This is a genomic window from Marinomonas rhizomae (assembly GCF_024397855.1).
In the GTDB taxonomy this organism is placed as follows: Bacteria; Pseudomonadota; Gammaproteobacteria; order Pseudomonadales; family Marinomonadaceae; genus Marinomonas; species Marinomonas rhizomae_A.
In genome coordinates this window covers 443,894-462,867 of the sequence record NZ_CP073343.1, presented here as the reverse complement: position 1 = coordinate 462,867, position 18,974 = coordinate 443,894, and the positions used below count along the sequence as shown (strand labels likewise).

Here is an 18,974-nt window from a genome sequence, read left to right as displayed (position 1 = left end):
CCTGTTAGCCTTTACTGAGTGGCTAATGCCATAATTTGTTCTTGATTTGTTGCTTTTCCACCGGGCAATATTCCAGTAAGTTTCCCTTGGCACATAACGGCAATTCGATGGCTTAGGCGCATTACTTCAGGTAACTCCGAAGAAATGACAATAATCGCTTTACCTTGCTTGGCGAGAGATTCTAATAATTTATAAATCTCCGACTTGGCACCCACATCAATTCCTCGCGTTGGTTCATCAAAAATCAAAATGTCACAGTCTCTTAATAACCATTTTGCAATGACTACTTTTTGCTGATTACCACCAGACAAAAAGCCGACTTCCTGTGTATCAGACGGGGTTCTAATACCTAACTGCTTAATATAACCATTGGCTACAGAACTCATTTCCGATTCATTCAGTGCCCCTACAGAACCAGTAAAACGATTTAACGCAGCCATAGCGATGTTGGCTCGTACATCCATACCTAAAGCTAAGCCAAAGTGTTTACGGTCTTCCGACAAATACCCAATACCTGCAGCAACGGCATCACTGGGAGATTGGATTTGGCAGTGCTTACCATTTACCCAAACCTCACCAGAATCGATTGGATCTGCACCGAAAATGGCACGAGCTACTTCGGTTCGCCCTGCTCCCATTAAACCCGCAAAACCTAAAATCTCGCCTTTCTTGAGAGAAAAACTGACATCCTTGATCTCTTTTCCGCGATTCAGGCCTTTCACAGAAAGTAGCTCAGGCTGATCAGACAAATCGGGGATATCAACCGTTTCATCTTTCACTTCGCGACCAACCATCATTGAGATAATTTCAGATAGTGGCGTCTCTTTAGCCTCAACTGTGCCGATGTATTCACCATCGCGTAGCACAGTAACGCGGTCTGCGATTTGCTTGATTTCATCCATCTTGTGACTGATATAGATGATGCCAACACCTTCCGCTTTCAGGCGACGGATAATGACAAACAACTCTGCAATCTCCGCATCATTCAAAGCCGCTGTTGGCTCATCCATAATGAGAACGCGTGATTGAAAAGATAAAGCCTTGGCTATTTCGACCATCTGTTGCTTAGCGACCGTTAAACTGCCAATTTCAGTCATCGGATCAATATCGAAATTCATCTTCTTAAAGATGTCACTTGCCTGAGCATTTAAACGTTTTTCGTCAATCACCCCCCAAGCAGAACGAGGTTCTCGACCAATAAACACATTTTGAGCAACGGTCAGATCATTCATCAAACTCAGTTCCTGATGAATGATGCCAATACCCGCATTTTGCGCAGCTTTTGGGCCATCAAAGACAGCAAGTTGGTCATCGACTTTTACTGTGCCACCGTCTTTTTGATAAACACCAGACAGTATTTTCATCAACGTCGACTTACCAGCACCGTTCTCACCCATCAAAGCATGTACTTCACCTTTTTCAAGATCGAAATTAACACCTCTCAGGGAATATACACCGGGAAATCGTTTTTCAATTCCACTCATTTCAACCAATAACGGCATCGTTTTTACTCCGTAACAAATAGTAGGCTGATTCGAATATCATCTACGTGACGTAATTAAATCGTCACACCACCATCTACGAGCAAAGACTGCCCCGTCATAAATGCACTCTCATCGGACAGCAAGTACACAATGATTGGCGTAATATCACTTACCTCAGCTAGGCGCCCCATAGGTTGGCGAGCGATAAAATCTTTTTGAGCTTGAACTGGATCAGCGGCTGAAGCGATACGACCTTGTAGGGAAGGCGTATTCACCGTTCCAGGGCAAACCGAGTTACAACGAATACCTTGTTTGACAAAATCCGCTGCAATGCCTTTTGATAATCCAATGACACCTGCTTTGGTCGCGCCATAGGCTGTCCGCATTGGGAAGCCTTTGATTGAAGAGGCCATAGAAGCCATATTGACGACAGAAGAAGAGCCAGTAATTTCGGCTTGCTTCAACATACCGGGTAGAAAAGCTCGACACATACGCATCATAGAAGTGACATTCAAGTTCACACTGAACTCCCAATTTTCATCACTAATATCTAAAACAGTGCCGTTATGAACAAAACCTGCGCAATTAAACAAACCATCTAGATTGGGCATCTGCTCAGCGAATGATTTAATCGAATTGGCGTCCGTAACATCGAGTATATGTGTTTGTATAGTTGGGCAATCTTGCTGCAAAGATTTAAGCGCCTCATCATTGATATCTGTAGCAATGACATGCGCCCCTTCTTTTAAACAGGCTTCGGCACTTGCTCTACCAATTCCTTGGCCAGCAGCTGTTATTAATATTGTTTTTCCCTTGAGTCTCATAAGTTTTTCCCCGTTTTAGTAGCTGTCACCACCACTGCCAACAGCCGCCTTTTATTTGTTTTTATTAAATTGAAAAAAGACCTACATCACTGCGCCAATTTGCCAAGGCACAAATTCTGCCCCGCCAAAACCTAACGCTTCACTTTTTGTTTCTTCACCTGACGCAATTCGAATAATTAGCTCGAATAGCTCCGTACCTTTTTCTTCAATTGACACACCACTAGTGACGATATCTCCACAGTTCAAATCCATGTCCTCTTGAAGCCGACGATACATTTCTGTATTAGTTGCCAACTTAATACATGGCGTAGGCTTATAACCTGAAACTGAACCACGTCCTGTGGTAAAAATAATCATATTGGCGCCCGACGCGACTTGCCCGGTTACTGAGCATGGGTCAAAGCCTGGGCTATCCATAAATACAAAGCCTTTTTTATCAATCGCTTCGCCAAACAGGTAAACATCGGTTAATGGCGCGCTGCCGCTTTTGGCAACTGCTCCCAAAGACTTTTCAAGAATGGTAGTTAAACCACCATTTTTATTACCCGGACTTGGATTGTTGTCCATTTCGCCGCCATTACGAGCACAGTAGTCTTCCCACCAATGAATCCGATCAATCAGTTTTTTTCCGACCTCCGTAGACACAGCACGTCGCGTCAATAAATGTTCCGCGCCATACACTTCAGATGTTTCTGAGAGGATAGTAGTGCCACCGTGACGAACTAATAAATCAGAGGCATAACCTAAAGCTGGATTAGCCGTAATGCCGGAATAGCCATCGGAGCCACCACATTGCATACCGACCATAATTTCGGAGACAGGAGCAGGTTCTCGTGTTGCTTTATTTGCCTTTTGAGCTAATAAATGCAGTTCCTGTAAGCCTTTTTCGATTGTTTTTCGCGTACCGCCTTCAGACTGAATCGTCATATAACGAAAGGCAGCACTCGGTTCTTGGCTGTCCACAAGGCTAGACACTTGCAGTACTTCACAGCCAAGACCGACCAACAAAATGCCGCCGAAATTTGGATTATTGGCATAACCCGTCAGCGTACGGTGAAGAGTTTGATAGCCTTCGCCTTGACTCGACATGCCACAGCCAGTGCTATGAACAATCGGCACGATGCCATCAATATTCGGATAATCTTTTAGGAAATCAGTTTTAGTAGCCGCCTCTTCGATAAAACGTGCGACCGAGCCTGCGCAATTTACCGACGTCAAAATGCCTAAATAATTACGAGTCCCTACTTTGCCATTCTGGCGATGGTAACCGTTAAAAGTGCGCGCTGGTGATATGGGAGGCAGCGAGTTGCTGTTGCGAGAAAACGCATAGTCTTGCAGGTGCTCGCCCATACCCATATTTTGAACATGAACATGTTCGCCGACGGCAATGGCTTGCGTAGCTTGACCAATGATTTGGCCATAGCGAATAACATTATCGCCTTTCGCTATTTCTTTAAGCGCGACTTTATGACCTCTTGGGACATAGCTCAGTAGCGTGATATCAAATTCGTTTAATTTACTGCCTTCAGCAAGGTCACTTAAGGCGATAACGACGTTATCATTAGCATGTAAACGAATGGTTTGTTTGGACCCAATGATCATGGGAATCCCCTGTTCTAAATTCACATTTAATTATTGTTGTTGTATATTCAAACTAGCACCAACAATTTCAATCGTCAACTAACATGTTAGTATTAAGGAAATAAATTTATGGCAGAGTCATCGCTTAATAAAATTCAGAACTTGAGCGGTTCACTGTCTCAACGGGTATACCAATCACTGCGAGAAGCCATTCTTTCTATGCAGTACCCTCCCGGAACAGTGATTCGAAAAGGCGCAATATGCGAGCAATTAGGTGTTTCTCGCTCTCCGGTTGCTGAAGCATTAGCAAAACTTTCTGCAGAAGGTTTGGTGGATGTTATTCCGCAATCTGCGACAAAAGTATCGTGCTTTTCAATGGATGAAATACGTGAAGCAAGCTTTTTGAGGCAAGCTTTAGAAGTCGCCGCCGTTGAAAAAGTAACGCTAGAACGCAGCGATGAACAATTAGCCGCCTTGACTCGTAACGTACGAATGCAAGCGTTATTAGTGGAAGACAAAGACTTCGTGGGTTTTTACCAAGCAGATGAAGAATTTCACACTCTGCTGATGAATTTCACTGGCTTCAACGGTGTTTCACAAGTGTTAGACAGCGTCTCTCTACACTTGGTGAGAGCGCGTATGCTGATTTTGCCGGAAGAAGGTAGACCTGCGGAAGCCGTAAAAGAACATCAGGCGATTCTTGCTGCGATCAAAGAACAAGATGTGGATGCCGCTCGGGAAGCAATGAAATATCACATTGGCCAACTGATCCCTAGAATTTTGCCATTGGAAGAATCTCACGCTGAGTATTTTAAAATGTAATTCGCAAAATAATGAGAAGTTCTGTCTTCTCAAAAAACTCTTTCCATAATAAAAACAAGAGGAACATCATGCTTTATCACATACCAAGCATTATTACGCCCGAACTCCTTTATGCAATGAGAGCAATGGGGCACGGTGATGAGTTACTCATCACCGATGCCAATTTCCCAGCCACCAGCCATGGTCGAGAGTACATTAGGCTAAGCGGTGTAAACAGCTCTGAAGCCTTATCCGCTATCCTCACGCTCCTCCCTATCGATACCTTTGTTGAAAACCCTTTTATTACCATGGAAACAGTCGATCACCCTGAGATCGTTCCTTCAACAGTGGAGGATTTCACACAAATAATTCAAAAGAAAACCAACTTCACCGCTCGTCCAATTGGGCTTGACCGATTTGGATTTTATCAAAGAGCAAAGCAAGCCTTTGTGATTATCCAGACTTCAGACATTCGCCCTTACGCAAATATTATGGTCAAAAAGGGAGTGATAAATCATGCGGATTGATGCTCATCAGCACTTCTGGCGCATAGAGCGGAACGATTATGGCTGGTTAACGCCTGAGTTAACCACGCTTTATCAAGACTTCGAACCAGATGATTTAATGCCTTTGTTAAGAAAACATAATATTGATGGCACCATACTGGTTCAGGCCGCCCCCACAGAAGCAGAAACTCAATTTTTGTTACGGCTTAGCGAGCAATACGAATGCATCAAAGGCGTCGTTGGCTGGGTCAATTTTGATCATAGCGACGCACCAAAACACATCGCTGAATTAGCAAAGCAACCTAAATTAGTTGGCATACGTCCAATGATCCAAGACATTAAAGACATTGACTGGATGCTAAGTCCCTCTGTTGCTAAAACATTACGCAGTCTAAGCCAACACCAACTTGTATTCGATGCTCTTGTTAAACCACAGCATCTAAAAAATTTAAAACAACTGATAGAACAACATCCAGACCTAAAAATGGTTATCAATCATGGTGCGAAACCAAACATTAAAGAGCGTGAATTGTATCAGTGGCGTACAGATCTCAGTGCGTTTCGAGATTTACCAAACATAAGTTGTAAGCTTTCTGGTCTCGTCACTGAAGCAAGCAGTGATTGGCAAGCGAAGGATTTATTTCCTTATATCGATACTATTTTTGACGTCTTCGGGGAACAAAGAGTCCTCTGGGGCAGCGACTGGCCAGTCAGCCTTCTGGCATCCTCTTACGCCAAATGGTTCAACACCATTGATCTATATTTGACACAAAATCGCTTATCTAAGGCCAAAGTGTTCGGTGGCAATGCGGAGCGCGTTTATAGCTTATCATCATAATGTTGCCGTGCTCTTCAAAGATTGTTTGGCGGTATTTAAGTGTCTTTCAAGGGCTGACGCTGCTCCTCGATAGTCTTTCATTAACATCTTACCGATAATTTCTAGGTGCTCTTGTACTGCAACCGTATTCCGTTCGCGTTCAGTACTTCTATCCCATTGATAGTGATAATGAAAGACAAAACTGATGATGTCATAAAATTCATTGACGAATTGATTTGGATGGGCCTGTTGAAGTAACCCATGAAGTTTTTGGTCTAATCTAGGAAAGTCTTCATAACAAGTGTCCATCTTGAGAGACAAATCTTTATGTTCAATAAAAAGATCATTAAGTTGTTGCCAATATTCACTATCTTCGGGCAATTGAATGAAATTAGACAAGGAATGCATTTCAAAAAGATGGCGAATCTCATAAAGCTGATCGACAAAAGCTTCATCAAATTTTTTCATTTTCCACTGAGAGCGAGGATTCTTTTCAATCAAACCAAAGCGAGAAAAACGAATCAAAAACTCTCTGACAGCAATGGTGCTAGTGTCTGATTGGCGAGCTAATTCAAGTTCTGAGAATTTGTCTCCAGGCTTAAGCTTGCCATGCTGGATCAACGATAGAAAATACTCTTCGACCAATTTTTCTTTCGGTTTGCTTTGCTTACTAACATCAAAAAAATGCTCCGAATTAGGTATACATATTATTATCTTGGATGCACCAGACTTAACGAGAATATTGAGCTCTTCTAGGTACTCAACGACTTTACGAACTGTTGTCCGGCTCACGCTAAACTGGTTCGCTAAGACAACATCAGACGGTAAACTATCATTTACTTTGTAGTTTTTGATGATGTGTTCTAACAATGTATTAACTATTTTTTGAAATACAAAATTCTTACGACTCACAAGCATTCCAACCTTTTTTATTCTTCAAAATTGTCCTAATGATAGCCTTGATCAAAAATAATTACAGTTTTTCTAACTCTCTGGATATAAAGTCTTTTATAAACAGAAAAACACATTTTGTCACAAAAATAGCAGGTAGTGTTTTTTATTTTCTGTATTTTATAAATAAAAAACAGTTGAACTTTGAATTTTAAATTCCTATTCTGGGCGAAATATAAAAATAAAGCATGTTAGGTAACCTTATGAATCCTGCAAAAAAAACATCTTTTCTTTTGACGCTCTATGACAATTCACTTGGCTCAGCCACTGTCACTCCTATCTCGTTAAGGCGCTTTTTTTAGGCTCCAAACATCGCTTGTATTTTTGACAATTTTTAAAATCTCTTTATTGGAAAGTCGATAATTATGAAATCTGCAATCTGTACTCAGCCTGGTGTTATTGAAATACAAGACGTTGCGCGTCCTGTGGATAAACCTGGGCACGTTATTATTAAAATCAAACACATCGGTATCTGCGGTACGGATATTCATGCTTTTGGCGGGCAGCAACCTTATTTTGAATACCCACGAGTATTAGGTCATGAACTGTCAGGTACTGTTGATTCAGTAGGTGAAGGTGTGGATCTTGCTATAGGGCAGAATGTGTATGTTGTACCTTACATGGCATGCGGTAAATGCATTGCTTGTCGAAATAGCAAACCAAACTGCTGTACAGACATTCAAGTCATTGGTGTGCATGTGGATGGTGGGATGACCGAATACTTACAAGTTCCTATCGATTACGTTGTTGAAACTAATGACATGCCATTAGATCACATGGCGGTTGTTGAGTGCTTAGCGATTGGCGCCCATGCTGTTCGTCGCTCTCGATTAGAAGCGAATACGGATGTCTTGGTTGTTGGAGCAGGTCCTATTGGCATGGGTGTCGCGCAATTTGCTAAAGAGCGCGGTGCTCGTGTGATCATGATGGACATAAATCAAGACCGTTTAGATTATTGTAAAAGCTCGCTAAAGGTCGACGCAACGGTATTGGCTGGAGAGAAGGCAACAGAAGAGCTGGCAGCGTTAACAAATGATGAATTTCCAATGACTGTATTTGATGCAACAGGAAATCCTAAGGCTATGCAGTCTTGTTTCGGCTGGGTTTCTCATGGTGGCACTTTGGTTCTAGTCAGTGTTGTTAAAGCCGACATTCAATTTTCAGACCCTGAATTTCATAAGCGCGAAATGACGTTAATGGGCAGCCGGAATGCGACAAAAGAAGATTTTGAACACGTTATTAAATGTTTGCGTGAAGGGCGTGCAGTGGTCTCTTCTATGATTACTCACCGTGGCTCTTTACTGGATTTACCTACCTTATTGCCTCTATGGAGCAAGAGTGAGACAGGTGTTATTAAAGCCTTGGTTGAGGTGTAAGCCATGCAGAAGAATTTGCTGAACCAAAATTTAATTATGCAGTTTGGCACTAGCCGCTTTTTACAGGCTCACGTCGATTTTTTTGTTGGCGAGTCCATTACACAAGGCTTGTCATCGAGCAAAATTGCCATTGTGCAATCGTCTAGTAGCCCAGCGGGTAAGCACCGCATGGCGGCTTTTAATTCGCATTCGACTTATCCGGTAAAAGTACAAGGCATTCAAGATGGTGATGTCATTGATAGCACTTATCAAATTAATGCCATTGAAATGGCACTACAAGCGGATGAGGATTGGCAAATCATCAAAACGTTGTTTTGCCAACGCGTTTCGCATGTGGTGTCTAATACTGCCGACCAAGGATTTCAGCTAAATGCTGACGATCACACAGATTTGCTCAACTCGAATACGGCCCCCAAAAGCTTTCCAGCAAAGCTTTTGGTCTTACTAAAAGCACGCTTTGACTTCAACCAACAAGGGCTGGTTATCATGCCTTGTGAGCTGGTTGTGGATAACGGCGATGTGTTAAAAGATTTGGTTATTGGGTTAGCCAAAACATGGCAACTATCAGAGCCGTTTGTATCTTGGTTGCAAGAGTCCTGTTGTTGGGCTAACTCCTTAGTGGATCGTATTGTTTCGGATGCCATTGAACCCATTGGTGCGGTGGCAGAACCCTACGCATTATGGGCAATTGAAAAACAGAGAAACCTGACACTGCCTTGCCAACACACTTCTATCAAGTTAGTGGATAGCCTAAAAGACATCGAGTTTCTAAAGCTTGGTGTACTGAACTTGTCTCATACATATTTAGTTGATTTATGGAAGCAAGGCGAGCTTAACGGTCTCTCTCTGAAAGAGGTAATGACGGTTCGAGAAGCAATGGAACATAAAGATTTACGCGCGGCGCTAGAATCCGTTTTAGCAGAAGAAGTCATCCCTATTTTGTTGGCAGCGAACTTGTCAGAAGACGTTGAGTCTTATGTGGAAAGCGTTAGAGAGCGTTTTTTGAACCCATTCTTACAACACAAATTGAGCGACATCGCCCAGAATCATCAAGCAAAAGTTGAACGCCGTATTTTGCCTATTTATCAGAAAGGCTTAGACGTTTTGCCTGCTAAAAGCTTTCCTAAATTAGCAGCATGTTTATCAGCCAATGGATTTCATCAATCCGTTGAGGAGACGTTTTTATGAAGCGCCGAGTATTAAAAATACATCCGGATGATAACTTGATTGTGGCTCTCGACAACTTACAAATGGGTGAAACCATCGAGTTAGATGGCATTCATTACCCTATAAAAGAAAATATTAAAGCCAAGCACAAATTTGCCACGCTTGATTTTGCTGAAGGAGACACGCTCATTCAGTATGGCATCACGGTCGGTAAAGCCATTAATACCATTGAGCAAGGGACAGCCATCACAACAGATAACACCCGGCATAGTAGTCAAACATATGGCAAAGATGGTCAAACTTATGAATGGAAAAAGCCGGATGTATCCAAGTGGCAAGGGGCAAGCTTCCAAGGAATCCGACGCGAAAACGGTCAAGTAGGAACAGCAAATTACTGGCTTGTAGTCCCCTTAGTGTTTTGCCAAAACCGTAATGTTGAGCAAATGAAAACGGCTTTGCAAGATGCGCTTGGTTACAGTAATGAGACCCATTATATCGACCTTGCTCGGAATTTGGTAAAAGGGCATTTGACGAATCAACCGGACGCTTCATCAATGTCTGAGGATTTGATTTCATTACCTCAGGAACGTGTTTTTCCAAACATTGATGGGGTGAAGTTTTTGACTCATTCCGCTGGTTGTGGGGGAACTCGAGAAGATGCGTTGTCTTTTTGTAAACTCTTAGCGGGTTATATTCATCATCCTAATGTGGCTGGAGCAACGGTCTTTAGTCTTGGCTGCCAAAACGCGCAAATGTCTTTGTTACAAGAGGAATTATCCAGACTTGAGCCAAACGGTGATACACCTGTTTTATGGTTTGAGCAACAGGCTTATGGAAAAGAGCGCACTATGATGGATGCGGCTATAAAAGGCACGTTTGAAGGGCTAGTCAAAGCGAATCAATATCAACGAGAAGCGGTACCTCTGTCGGCTCTTAAAATTGGTGTTGAATGCGGTGGTTCCGATGGTTTTTCTGGTTTATCCGCTAACCCACTTATTGGTCGTGTCGTTGACAAAGCGGTGGCACTTGGTGGCGCATCGATATTAGGCGAGTTTCCTGAGCTATGTGGCGTAGAACAGAATATGTTAGATCGTTGTACCCGCCCCGAATTGAAAAGCCGCTTTTCTGGATTAATGAAAGCATATGAAGCTCATGCTCTTGCGGCTGGCGCTTCTTTTGATATGAACCCCTCTCCGGGAAATATTCGTGATGGCTTAATAACCGATGCAATGAAATCCGCTGGGGCGGCATTGAAAGGTGGAGCCGCGCCAGTTTCGGATGTGCTTGATTACACTGAACTCATGACTCAACCGGGATTAAATTTGCTGTGTACTCCTGGAAATGATGTCGAATCCACGACGGCATTAGTCGCATCGGGAGCAAACCTTATTTTATTTTCAACAGGACTTGGCACACCAACAGGTAACCCTATTGTTCCAGTGCTCAAAATTTCTAGCAACTCAACCATCGCCGAGCGTATGCCAGATATTATTGATTTTGATGCCGGTCCAATCGTGACGGGTGAGAATACCTTAGACGTATTAAGCAATGACTTATTTGAGTTGTGTCTTGAAACCGTGTCAGGCGCCTATGCAACAAAAGCAAAGCGGCTTGGTCAAGATGACTTTATTCCATGGAAACGAGGTGTTTCTTTATAAAAAAATTTAATGTTTGGTTTCTGCTTAGCGGAAACCACGAAACGACTTAGGAAACGTTGCTTGTCTACACCTAAGTAAACCCTTTGATTTTTTATAAAAATAAAATAGGTAAAATCATGATGAAAATCAGTCGTAAAATAAACGAAACTAGCCAAGCTACTTTTTTAAATAAATTAACTCGCCGTACTTTCTTAGTCGCGGCTTCAACCATTGCCGTTGGCCTTGGTTTTGCTGGTTCAGCAAATGCAGCAACGACGCTAAAATGGGCTCACGTCTATGAAACCGGATCAGCTTACCATGAAGCCCTATTATGGGCTGCCGATGAAATAGAAAAACAGACGGAAGGAAGAGTAAAAATTAACGCCTACCCTGCTTCATCTCTAGGTAAGGAAGCCGAGCTTAGTGAGGCATTAGATTTTGGGGCGGTTGATATTATTTATACTGGTGACATTTTCGCGGGACAAACTTATGCACCTATGCGTATCTCTTCTTTCCCATTTGCAATACGCGATTTTAACCACTGGAAGCATTATCGTGACAGCAGCTTATATAAAAATATTACATCCGAATATGAAAAACAAACAGGTCACGATGTAGCAGGTTTTACTTACTATGGTTCGCGTCATGTCACATCCAACTTCCCAATAACTAAACCTCAAGATATGGAAGGCATGAAAATTCGAGTACCGAATGCTCCCCTCTATCTGATGTTTCCACAAGCTGTTGGGGCAAACCCAACACCAATCCCATTTTCGGAAGTATACCTAGCTCTTCAAATGGGAGTTGTTGATGGTCAGGAAAACCCATTACCAACAATCAAATTTAAAAAGTTTTATGAAGTCCAAAAATATATAAATTTAACCGGACACATGACTAACTCTGTTTTCACCATGATCTCGAGTTACACAAAAAACAAAGTCAGTAGCGATGACTACAAAACCATTGTCTCTATTACCAATCAAGCTGCGAGTAAAGCTTCTGAGGCAATTAATGAGTCAGAACAAAACCTTGTCAGCTGGTTCAAAGATCAGGGTGTCATAGTACAGGAAGTGAATAAGCAACCATTTGTCGATGCGATTCAGCCTTTGCTTAACTCCCAAGATAATGGATTCACTGCTGAACAATTAGCTGAATTAGAAGCGCTATAAATACATAGAGGGGCTGCTTGATGGATAATCAACAGACACAAGAGCGAGCTAAAGAGAGCTCGCTTCCCCTCGATCTGATTGATGAAGATCAGGTCGAGGATTCATTCAAATTTAACCTAGCCGATTTACCGGTGATGCTATTTTTCTGGATGTTGATCATCGTTGTTTTTTGGCAATTTTTCACTCGTTATGTGTTAAATGATTCGCCCGGCTGGACGGAAGAAATCGCGCGCTACTTACTTATTATGGTCGGCTTTATTGGGTCAATTACAGCTGTTAGAAAAGGTAGCCATATATTTTTAGAATTCATATATCGCTACTTACCAGCAGGACTAACAAAAGGCCTAGTGATGTTTGCTGATGCTACATGTGTAATTTTTTATGCGTATTGTGCACATTTGTCTTTTCAAGTAGCAATGCGTCTACATCAAACACTCGTTTCGATACCAATACCAAAGTCATATATCTATTGGACTATTGGAGTTTGCTTCATTTTGATGGCCTGTCACTCTTTACTGTGGCTGATAAAACACTGCAGACAAAACAGTGATGAATTGGTTAGTCATATTAATGATCAGATCGTACCTGATTGAAGGCTAAGGATTTTTATGTCTATTCTTTTCATGTTTCTTATTTTATTTGTGCTGTTAGTGATTGGTGTACCTGTTGCTGTGTCACTCGGCGTCGCTTCTTTAATCTTCATAATAATGGAAGGCATGCCCAGTATTGTGGTATTGCATAACATGGTGAATGGCGTTAATAGTTTCACCTTAATCGCCATTCCATTCTTTATACTGGCAGGGCACTTAATGAATACGGGGGGAATTACCAATCGTATTTTCTCCTTTGCCCGATCTTTAGTTGGGTGGATGCCCGGCGGATTAGGTCATGTAAACGTAGGTGCTAGCGTTATCTTTGCCGGCATGTCTGGCGCAGCGGTAGCGGATGCCGGAGGCCTTGGGAACGTAGAAATTAAGGCAATGAAAGACGCAGGGTACGATACGGATTTTTCCGTTGGAATTACGGCAGCCTCTTCCACTATTGGTCCGATTATCCCCCCATCTCTCCCTTTAGTGATATATGGTGTGATGGCAGACACCTCCATCGGCCAACTCTTTGCCGCTGGTCTTGTGCCTGGTTTACTGATGGCTTTTGCACTGATGATTATGGTGTCTTGGTTCGCAAAAGTGCGTAACTATCCGAAAGATGACCATTTTAGCATCCGTATATTATGGGCTACTTTTAAACGTGCATGCCTCCCGTTAATGACACCTGTGATTATCGTAGGAGGGATAGCAACCGGGATATTTACACCAACTGAAGCAGCTGTCGCGGCTGTTGCTTACTCCATGTTCCTAGGAATGTATGTTTATCGCACACTTTCCTTTAAAAGCCTTATTCGAGTGTCGCAAGAAACCATTGAAACAACCGCCTCAATCTTAATGATAGTCGCAACGTCAACGATTTTTGCGTGGATTCTGACCGCGAACCAATTCGCCACTTTTTTTGCAGAGCAGCTGCTTACTTTCACCGAAAATAAAATCATGATACTGCTCATTATCACCGTCATGGTATTAATAATTGGCTGTTTCATGGAGACAATTGCCGCTATAACCATTTTAGTACCAGTACTTTTACCGGTAGCAGTACAAATAGGAATTGATCCAGTCCATTTCGGTATTATTTTGATTCTGAACTTAATGCTTGGGTTACTTACCCCTCCAGTAGGCATGGTGCTATATGTTCTTGCAAAAGTCTCTGACACGCCATTTGAACGATGTGTAATAGCTACTGCACCATTCTTAATCCCACTCGTTTCAGTGCTACTTTTGCTAACCTTTATTCCCGCTATTTCAATGTGGTTACCTACCCTTTTGTACCGCTAACATAGTTAATCCAGGACCACAACAGAGTACCTAGAACACAACTAGGTACTCTTTTCGTTTAAATCTTTTCTGTTATTTTATATTGTTACTTATCTGTCATATTAGCTCTGTACTCTCATTTCATTCACGGTACTCAACCTCGCTTTTTTATAAAGCCTACGGAGACGAAAAATGAAGATGAAAGGACAATTAGACAGCGCTCAACCAATGAAGAAGCATAAAACAAAGTCAAAAAAGAATGAGCTGAAGAAGAAAAAACAAGACAAATTGGAAGTAAAAAAGCAGGCGAAAGCTAAAAAAGAAGCGAAAGCCAAGGCACCAGTAGAGTCTGTAAATAAAGAAAAAGCCAAGGTCCCAGCCAAAGCAGTAAATAAAGTCGTGGAAGCGTCGGAAGCCGTAGAAGCCGTAGAAGCCGTTAATGAACCCATCGTGCCGTTAAAAAAGACAGCGACGACGGCGAGTGCGGTTGTTGAGGAGTCAAACGCTTCACCCAGTGATGCACCACGTCAGCGTGCATCAAAAAGCTTAGAACCCATGACAAAAGAAGAGCAGTTAATTGCGATTAATCAGATCATCAAGCGTTTATTGTTGGATGAAATGACGCAAGGTGCTGCGTTGCGTGAATTACGTGTTAACGTTCTAGGCATTAGACAAGACGCCTACACAAAACTGTGTGGCGTCTCTCGTAAAACCTTGTCAGAAATCGAAAACGACAAAGGTAATTACACGGCAGAAATCATCAACAAGGTGTTCAAACCTTTCGAAATCAAAGTGGGCCTAGTTCCGACTTCCAGCCAATTGTTGGCCGCTATTTTGACCAATTAATTCTGTTATATGAAAAGCCTATGCGTTGCCGTGAAATATTGGTTAAACAGACAATGCAAAGGCTTCCATTTTCTTAGCTAAATCAAAGTCTTTATTGGAAATGCCAGATACATCGTGAGACGTCAGTTGAATACTGACTTTATTGTAAACATTGAACCATTCGGGATGATGATCTTTCTTTTCTGCGTATATCGCACACATGGTCATAAAACCAAAAGCGCGCTGAAAATCTTTGAATTTAAAGGTTTTACTGAGTTTTTCGTCTTCTATTGCCCAGTCTTCTGACGCTTCTGCATTTAGCTGGTTAAGGGCTTGCTCTATCTCATGCTGTTCGAGCTTTCGATGTGTCATGCTGTTTCACCTCTATTTGAATCAGAAAATGTGTCGTATCAACGCCAGTGTAGTCGGTTAAGGCAACGATTTAAACGTACAAAAAATCCCTTCTACAAATTCATGCAAAAGGGATTCTTAAGACTAACACGGCAAATAAAAATGGTTATTTGATAGTGAAGTTCACATCAATGTTGCCGCGTGTTGCGTTTGAATATGGGCAAACTTTGTGAGCAGCTTCAACCAATTGCTCAACAACGTCTTTTTCTACGCCAGGCACATCGACTTCTAAATCTGCACAAATATTGAAACCTTCGCCTTTAGGGTTTTCACCAATACCAATGGTCGCCGTTACACTCACGTCATTTGGAATTTTTACTTTTTGCTTAGAAGCAACCAATTTAAATGCGCCGATAAAACAAGCTGAGTAACCTGCGGCAAATAGCTGCTCAGGGTTAGTCCCTTCGCCACCAGCACCGCCAAGTTCTTTTGGCGTACTTAGAGCAAGATCCAATTTTTTGTCAGATGTGATTGAACGACCATCACGGCCACCAGTCGATGTAGCGGTTGCACTGTATACTGCTTCCATAATATTGCTCCTCGTATGAGTTTATTGAAAATAAGCTATTTAGAAAAATAGTTATCGCGATAACAATATATCTAAATAAAAGCTCAGTTACCTGAGCTGATGAATTTATGTTATTGCAATAACTATTATTGCGCAACCCCTATTTTGTAAGTTTTCTTCTAAGGCCGATTAGCTGCTCACGCAATGAGATAATTTCTTCTAGGTTAATCCCGCAAGCTTCCGCCACACAGCGATTCACTTCTAAGCCTTGTTCACGTAATTTTTTGCCTTTTTCAGTCAAGGCAATACTCAAGCTTCGATCATCATCCACACCCCGTAAACGCTGCACTAAACCATCGGCTTCCATGCGTTTTATTACTGGAGTCAAGGCTCCAGATTTTTGCCCCAGCGCGTTACCGATATGTTTCAAGCTGACGCCATCTTGTTCCCATAAAATCAACATCACTGTGTATTGTGGATAGGTTAAACCAATAGCGGATAAAGGTTCTTTGTAAAGCTGCGTCATCGCTAGCGAAGTCGAATACAAGGCAAAACACAATTGGTTGTCGAGTAATAAGGGATTGTCAGAAGTCATAAATTCTCATTGATAGTTGCGCGAACAGTTATAGCGATAATAATTAAGAATTCTACCCTTTTTACCGCCTTAACAACACACCCTAAACCAGCAAGCGTCGAGTCACTGGGGTAGATTTCACAATAGCTGTATTGGTATCCGCTAGCTCAGAGACTCGGTCGAGAATCGGGTCTAGCTCACTAATGTCTTTTAAATACAGGCGAGCAACGTAGCAGTCTTCCCCCGTGACTTTATCGCATTCAACAAATTCGGGGATCGAGCTAATTAAGGCTTCTAGGGCTTTCAACTTGCCCGGTAGCTGACGCATACGAACAATCGCCATCAAGCTGTAACCCAGCACCTTAGGATTCACTTCCACTCGATAGCCTGCAATCACGCCACTTTCTTCCAATCGCTTGAGTCGTTCATTAACGCTTGGTGCACTCATTCCCACGGTACGAGCCAAGTCGGTGACAGGTGTCCTTGCGTTCGCGTAAAGTAGCTCAATGAGCTTAGTATCAATACCATCTAAAGCGAACTCTTCTTTTCTAAGGCTATTTCGCATTTTTACCTCCAATACATACAGTCTATTGTTGTATTTATCTCTTTTTATATCTGCAAAAGTCAGACTTTCGGCTTTATTCTATTCACCATAGATTACTTCCTCTAAAAAAGGTACTCACCGGAGCACTTAAAAAATAGAGGGCACCATTAGGAGTCAGCAATGAATCGTTCCAGCAACACAATCGGCAGCATCGAGCTCATTTTAGCCATGATACTGTCTGGCACCATTGGCTATTTTGTTATCAGTTCAGGCCAAGCCTTTTGGAACGTAGTATTTTTCCGCTGCGTCATCGGCGCTGTTGTTCTAGGCGGTTACGCCTACTATGCAGGACTAATTCATCGAGAATACTTTCAGCGCAGTGTCTTGCTGATGATTATTTTGGGCGGCATAACGTTAGTAGGAAACTGGATATTTCTATTTGCTTCGTTCAATTACATTCCCTTTTCTATCGCCACAGTGGCCTATCACATGCAGCCACTATTTTTAGTCATAACTGGTGCGTTAATTACCAAAGAAAAGTTATCGGCCAGCTTACTGTTTTGGCTCGCCTTGGCGTTTATCGGACTGTTTTTAATCGTAGAACTGGATTTAAATGAACTCAATGCCCTCTTCTCAGGTGAAGCAAGCAACGATGGATCTTATGCATTATTTGGCTTATCACTCGCTTTAGGCGCGGCGTTACTTTATACCGTGACTACCTTGGTGACGAAAAAAGTCAGCCAAGTACCTTCTACCTTTGTGGCCTTGGTACAGGTGATCGTTGGTATCTTTATGCTTTTGCCCTTTGCGGACTTCGACAATTTACCAACACAAACCAGCCAATGGATGGATCTATTGATACTCGGTGCCGTGCTAACCGGATTTATGTACATCATCATGTACGACAGCTTTCAAAAGCTACCCACCAGCTTAATCGCTTTATTGTCATTTATTTATCCGATTACCGCGTTATTTGTCGACCATTTGGCATTTTCGACCCACATCAGCCTAACGCAAATTCTGGGTGTGATATTGATATTATTCGCCGTCAGCGCAGTAAAATTTAATTGGGCATTACCTAAAAAGGAGCCTAGGGGAAAAACCATGAGACAGATAAAAGAAGTGTTTGCCGATCAAGCGGACGTCCTTGCTCACCTAATTCGTGAGGCCAACCGTCCTGTTGCTGACCGCTTTGGAATCAACCAAGACAACGGCCCGAAACATCCATCTTTTTGCGAAAGTAGTTGGGTAGAAAAAGATTTTGAACGCGGCGAGCGCTACTTTGTTTTAACGGAAGACCAGCAGCCTATAGCCTGTGTCGCTTACGAAGTTCCTGTAAAAAACAATGGCGTTCGCAAGGCCTACTTGAACCGATTATCCGTTTTACCTGAGCGACAAAGCAAAGGCATCGGATCACAACTCGTAGCACATATTATTGAACAAGCCAAAGCTGACCAGCTCGAACTCATCAGCATTGGTGTAATCGGCGAACACATAAAATTGCAAGACTGGTACGAACAACTTGGCTTTGTAAAAGGCAATACCAAACACTTCGCCCATTTGCCTTTTTCCGTCACTTATATGGTGTATGACCTTAATCAAAGCCTAAATAAATAGAGAGCGCTAACCATGCCCAAAATCACCCTAAGCGGCCACATTGAAGTGCCATCATAAGATCTCAATGCGGTATTGGCAGAACTACCCAACCACATCGCGCTGACTCATCAAGAAGCGGGTTGCATCACCTTCACCGTGATCCGAGATTTAAACAATCCGCAACGCTTTGATGTCTATGAAGAATTCACCGACAAAACCGCATTTGAAAAACATCAAACCAGAGTAAAAACCTCTCATTGGGGTGAAATAACGAAAAATGTTGAACGGTTTTATACGGTGAAAGAGACTTAAACAGCCTAGACTCAAGCCATAGCCCA

At 42.4% G+C, this 18,974-nt stretch carries 20 protein-coding genes; 12 read left to right on the top strand and 8 right to left on the bottom strand.

The genetic code is table 11. The features are described 5' to 3' along the window. Positions 1-11 precede the first annotated feature (11 nt). The 3 genes from KDW99_RS02045 to KDW99_RS02035 all read right to left on the bottom strand — a co-directional run bounded on the left by KDW99_RS02045 (position 12) and on the right by KDW99_RS02035 (position 3,910). Complete coding sequence (locus tag KDW99_RS02045) at positions 12-1,502, bottom strand: sugar ABC transporter ATP-binding protein (RefSeq protein WP_255827672.1); 1,491 nt, start codon at positions 1,500-1,502, stop codon at positions 12-14. Between the two features lie 56 nt (positions 1,503-1,558). After that, the gene (locus KDW99_RS02040; RefSeq protein WP_255827671.1) at positions 1,559-2,308 is read right to left on the bottom strand and encodes an SDR family oxidoreductase; all 750 of its coding nucleotides are present in this window, start codon (positions 2,306-2,308) and stop codon (positions 1,559-1,561) included. 81 nt (positions 2,309-2,389) lie between these two features. After that, positions 2,390-3,910 carry a UxaA family hydrolase gene (locus tag KDW99_RS02035; protein ID WP_255827670.1) on the bottom strand — a complete coding sequence of 507 codons (1,521 nt, stop codon included), beginning with the start codon at positions 3,908-3,910 and terminating at the stop codon, positions 2,390-2,392. A gap of 108 nt (positions 3,911-4,018) precedes the next feature. On the opposite strand from KDW99_RS02035, the gene KDW99_RS02030 reads away from it, so the two are divergent. The 3 genes from KDW99_RS02030 to KDW99_RS02020 all read left to right on the top strand — a co-directional run bounded on the left by KDW99_RS02030 (position 4,019) and on the right by KDW99_RS02020 (position 6,034). After that, the gene (locus KDW99_RS02030) at positions 4,019-4,711 is read left to right on the top strand and encodes a GntR family transcriptional regulator (RefSeq protein WP_255827669.1); all 693 of its coding nucleotides are present in this window, start codon (positions 4,019-4,021) and stop codon (positions 4,709-4,711) included. A gap of 68 nt (positions 4,712-4,779) precedes the next feature. Continuing rightward, positions 4,780-5,217 (top strand): RbsD/FucU family protein, encoded by a 438-nt coding sequence (locus KDW99_RS02025; RefSeq protein WP_255827668.1) that lies wholly within the window; start codon positions 4,780-4,782, stop codon positions 5,215-5,217. Then, positions 5,207-6,034 carry an amidohydrolase family protein gene (locus KDW99_RS02020; protein WP_255827667.1) on the top strand — a complete coding sequence of 276 codons (828 nt, stop codon included), beginning with the start codon at positions 5,207-5,209 and terminating at the stop codon, positions 6,032-6,034. Before KDW99_RS02025 ends, KDW99_RS02020 begins: the two co-directional genes overlap by 11 nt. Here the strand turns inward: KDW99_RS02020 and KDW99_RS02015 are convergent. Next, positions 6,029-6,925, bottom strand: coding sequence for a GntR family transcriptional regulator (locus KDW99_RS02015; protein WP_255827666.1), 897 nt, complete (start codon positions 6,923-6,925; stop codon positions 6,029-6,031). The genes KDW99_RS02020 and KDW99_RS02015 overlap by 6 nt on opposite strands. 404 nt (positions 6,926-7,329) lie before the next feature. Between KDW99_RS02015 and KDW99_RS02010 the strand changes: the two genes are divergently transcribed. The 7 genes from KDW99_RS02010 (at position 7,330) to KDW99_RS01980 (ending at position 15,024) form a co-directional block, all read left to right on the top strand. Further along, positions 7,330-8,340 (top strand): zinc-binding alcohol dehydrogenase family protein, encoded by a 1,011-nt coding sequence (locus KDW99_RS02010; RefSeq protein ID WP_255827665.1) that lies wholly within the window; start codon positions 7,330-7,332, stop codon positions 8,338-8,340. Between the two features lie 3 nt (positions 8,341-8,343). Beyond that, the gene (locus KDW99_RS02005) at positions 8,344-9,528 is read left to right on the top strand and encodes a mannitol dehydrogenase (protein ID WP_255827664.1); all 1,185 of its coding nucleotides are present in this window, start codon (positions 8,344-8,346) and stop codon (positions 9,526-9,528) included. Further along, complete coding sequence (locus KDW99_RS02000; RefSeq protein WP_255827663.1) at positions 9,525-11,165, top strand: UxaA family hydrolase; 1,641 nt, start codon at positions 9,525-9,527, stop codon at positions 11,163-11,165. The genes KDW99_RS02005 and KDW99_RS02000 overlap by 4 nt, the downstream gene beginning before the upstream one ends. Positions 11,166-11,248: 83 nt before the next feature. Then, positions 11,249-12,313 carry a sialic acid TRAP transporter substrate-binding protein SiaP gene (locus KDW99_RS01995; protein WP_255827662.1) on the top strand — a complete coding sequence of 355 codons (1,065 nt, stop codon included), beginning with the start codon at positions 11,249-11,251 and terminating at the stop codon, positions 12,311-12,313. A 20-nt stretch (positions 12,314-12,333) separates the two neighbouring features. Further along, entirely contained in the window at positions 12,334-12,906 is a 573-nt protein-coding gene (locus KDW99_RS01990) for a TRAP transporter small permease (RefSeq protein WP_255827661.1), read from the top strand. Positions 12,907-12,921: 15 nt separating this feature from the next. Beyond that, positions 12,922-14,199, top strand: coding sequence for a TRAP transporter large permease (locus tag KDW99_RS01985; protein ID WP_255827660.1), 1,278 nt, complete (start codon positions 12,922-12,924; stop codon positions 14,197-14,199). Positions 14,200-14,370: 171 nt separating this feature from the next. Then, positions 14,371-15,024, top strand: a complete 654-nt coding sequence (locus tag KDW99_RS01980; RefSeq protein ID WP_255827659.1) for a helix-turn-helix transcriptional regulator — start codon at positions 14,371-14,373, stop codon at positions 15,022-15,024. 42 nt (positions 15,025-15,066) lie between these two features. Here the strand turns inward: KDW99_RS01980 and KDW99_RS01975 are convergent, their stop codons facing one another. The 4 genes from KDW99_RS01975 to KDW99_RS01960 all read right to left on the bottom strand — a co-directional run bounded on the left by KDW99_RS01975 (position 15,067) and on the right by KDW99_RS01960 (position 17,061). Beyond that, positions 15,067-15,375, bottom strand: a complete 309-nt coding sequence (locus tag KDW99_RS01975) for a 4a-hydroxytetrahydrobiopterin dehydratase (protein ID WP_255827658.1) — start codon at positions 15,373-15,375, stop codon at positions 15,067-15,069. 145 nt (positions 15,376-15,520) lie between these two features. Continuing rightward, positions 15,521-15,943 carry an organic hydroperoxide resistance protein gene (locus KDW99_RS01970; RefSeq protein ID WP_255827657.1) on the bottom strand — a complete coding sequence of 141 codons (423 nt, stop codon included), beginning with the start codon at positions 15,941-15,943 and terminating at the stop codon, positions 15,521-15,523. 139 nt (positions 15,944-16,082) lie between these two features. Continuing rightward, positions 16,083-16,517, bottom strand: a complete 435-nt coding sequence (locus tag KDW99_RS01965) for a MarR family winged helix-turn-helix transcriptional regulator (protein WP_255827656.1) — start codon at positions 16,515-16,517, stop codon at positions 16,083-16,085. Between the two features lie 82 nt (positions 16,518-16,599). Continuing rightward, positions 16,600-17,061 (bottom strand): Lrp/AsnC family transcriptional regulator, encoded by a 462-nt coding sequence (locus tag KDW99_RS01960; protein ID WP_255827655.1) that lies wholly within the window; start codon positions 17,059-17,061, stop codon positions 16,600-16,602. 159 nt (positions 17,062-17,220) lie between these two features. Between KDW99_RS01960 and KDW99_RS01955 the strand changes: the two genes are divergently transcribed. Both KDW99_RS01955 and KDW99_RS01950 read left to right on the top strand, forming a co-directional pair. Next, a complete protein-coding gene (locus tag KDW99_RS01955) occupies positions 17,221-18,657 on the top strand; it encodes a GNAT family N-acetyltransferase (protein WP_255827654.1) in 1,437 nt (478 codons plus the stop codon). Positions 18,658-18,729: 72 nt separating this feature from the next. Continuing rightward, a complete protein-coding gene (locus KDW99_RS01950; RefSeq protein WP_255827653.1) occupies positions 18,730-18,948 on the top strand; it encodes a putative quinol monooxygenase in 219 nt (72 codons plus the stop codon). Positions 18,949-18,974 lie beyond the last annotated feature (26 nt).

What these genes read in the sequence shown, in the direction of transcription:
- KDW99_RS02045 (WP_255827672.1), bottom strand. Translation starts at nt 1,502, where the DNA reads ATGCCGTTATTGGTTGAAATGAGTGGAATTGAAAAACGATTTCCCGGT.
- KDW99_RS02040 (WP_255827671.1), bottom strand. Translation starts at nt 2,308, where the DNA reads ATGAGACTCAAGGGAAAAACAATATTAATAACAGCTGCTGGCCAAGGA.
- KDW99_RS02035 (WP_255827670.1), bottom strand. Translation starts at nt 3,910, where the DNA reads ATGATCATTGGGTCCAAACAAACCATTCGTTTACATGCTAATGATAAC.
- KDW99_RS02030 (WP_255827669.1), top strand. Translation starts at nt 4,019, where the DNA reads ATGGCAGAGTCATCGCTTAATAAAATTCAGAACTTGAGCGGTTCACTG.
- KDW99_RS02025 (WP_255827668.1), top strand. Translation starts at nt 4,780, where the DNA reads ATGCTTTATCACATACCAAGCATTATTACGCCCGAACTCCTTTATGCA.
- KDW99_RS02020 (WP_255827667.1), top strand. Translation starts at nt 5,207, where the DNA reads ATGCGGATTGATGCTCATCAGCACTTCTGGCGCATAGAGCGGAACGAT.
- KDW99_RS02010 (WP_255827665.1), top strand. Translation starts at nt 7,330, where the DNA reads ATGAAATCTGCAATCTGTACTCAGCCTGGTGTTATTGAAATACAAGAC.
- KDW99_RS02005 (WP_255827664.1), top strand. Translation starts at nt 8,344, where the DNA reads ATGCAGAAGAATTTGCTGAACCAAAATTTAATTATGCAGTTTGGCACT.
- KDW99_RS02000 (WP_255827663.1), top strand. Translation starts at nt 9,525, where the DNA reads ATGAAGCGCCGAGTATTAAAAATACATCCGGATGATAACTTGATTGTG.
- KDW99_RS01990 (WP_255827661.1), top strand. Translation starts at nt 12,334, where the DNA reads ATGGATAATCAACAGACACAAGAGCGAGCTAAAGAGAGCTCGCTTCCC.
- KDW99_RS01985 (WP_255827660.1), top strand. Translation starts at nt 12,922, where the DNA reads ATGTCTATTCTTTTCATGTTTCTTATTTTATTTGTGCTGTTAGTGATT.
- KDW99_RS01980 (WP_255827659.1), top strand. Translation starts at nt 14,371, where the DNA reads ATGAAGATGAAAGGACAATTAGACAGCGCTCAACCAATGAAGAAGCAT.
- KDW99_RS01975 (WP_255827658.1), bottom strand. Translation starts at nt 15,375, where the DNA reads ATGACACATCGAAAGCTCGAACAGCATGAGATAGAGCAAGCCCTTAAC.
- KDW99_RS01970 (WP_255827657.1), bottom strand. Translation starts at nt 15,943, where the DNA reads ATGGAAGCAGTATACAGTGCAACCGCTACATCGACTGGTGGCCGTGAT.
- KDW99_RS01965 (WP_255827656.1), bottom strand. Translation starts at nt 16,517, where the DNA reads ATGACTTCTGACAATCCCTTATTACTCGACAACCAATTGTGTTTTGCC.
- KDW99_RS01960 (WP_255827655.1), bottom strand. Translation starts at nt 17,061, where the DNA reads ATGCGAAATAGCCTTAGAAAAGAAGAGTTCGCTTTAGATGGTATTGAT.
- KDW99_RS01955 (WP_255827654.1), top strand. Translation starts at nt 17,221, where the DNA reads ATGAATCGTTCCAGCAACACAATCGGCAGCATCGAGCTCATTTTAGCC.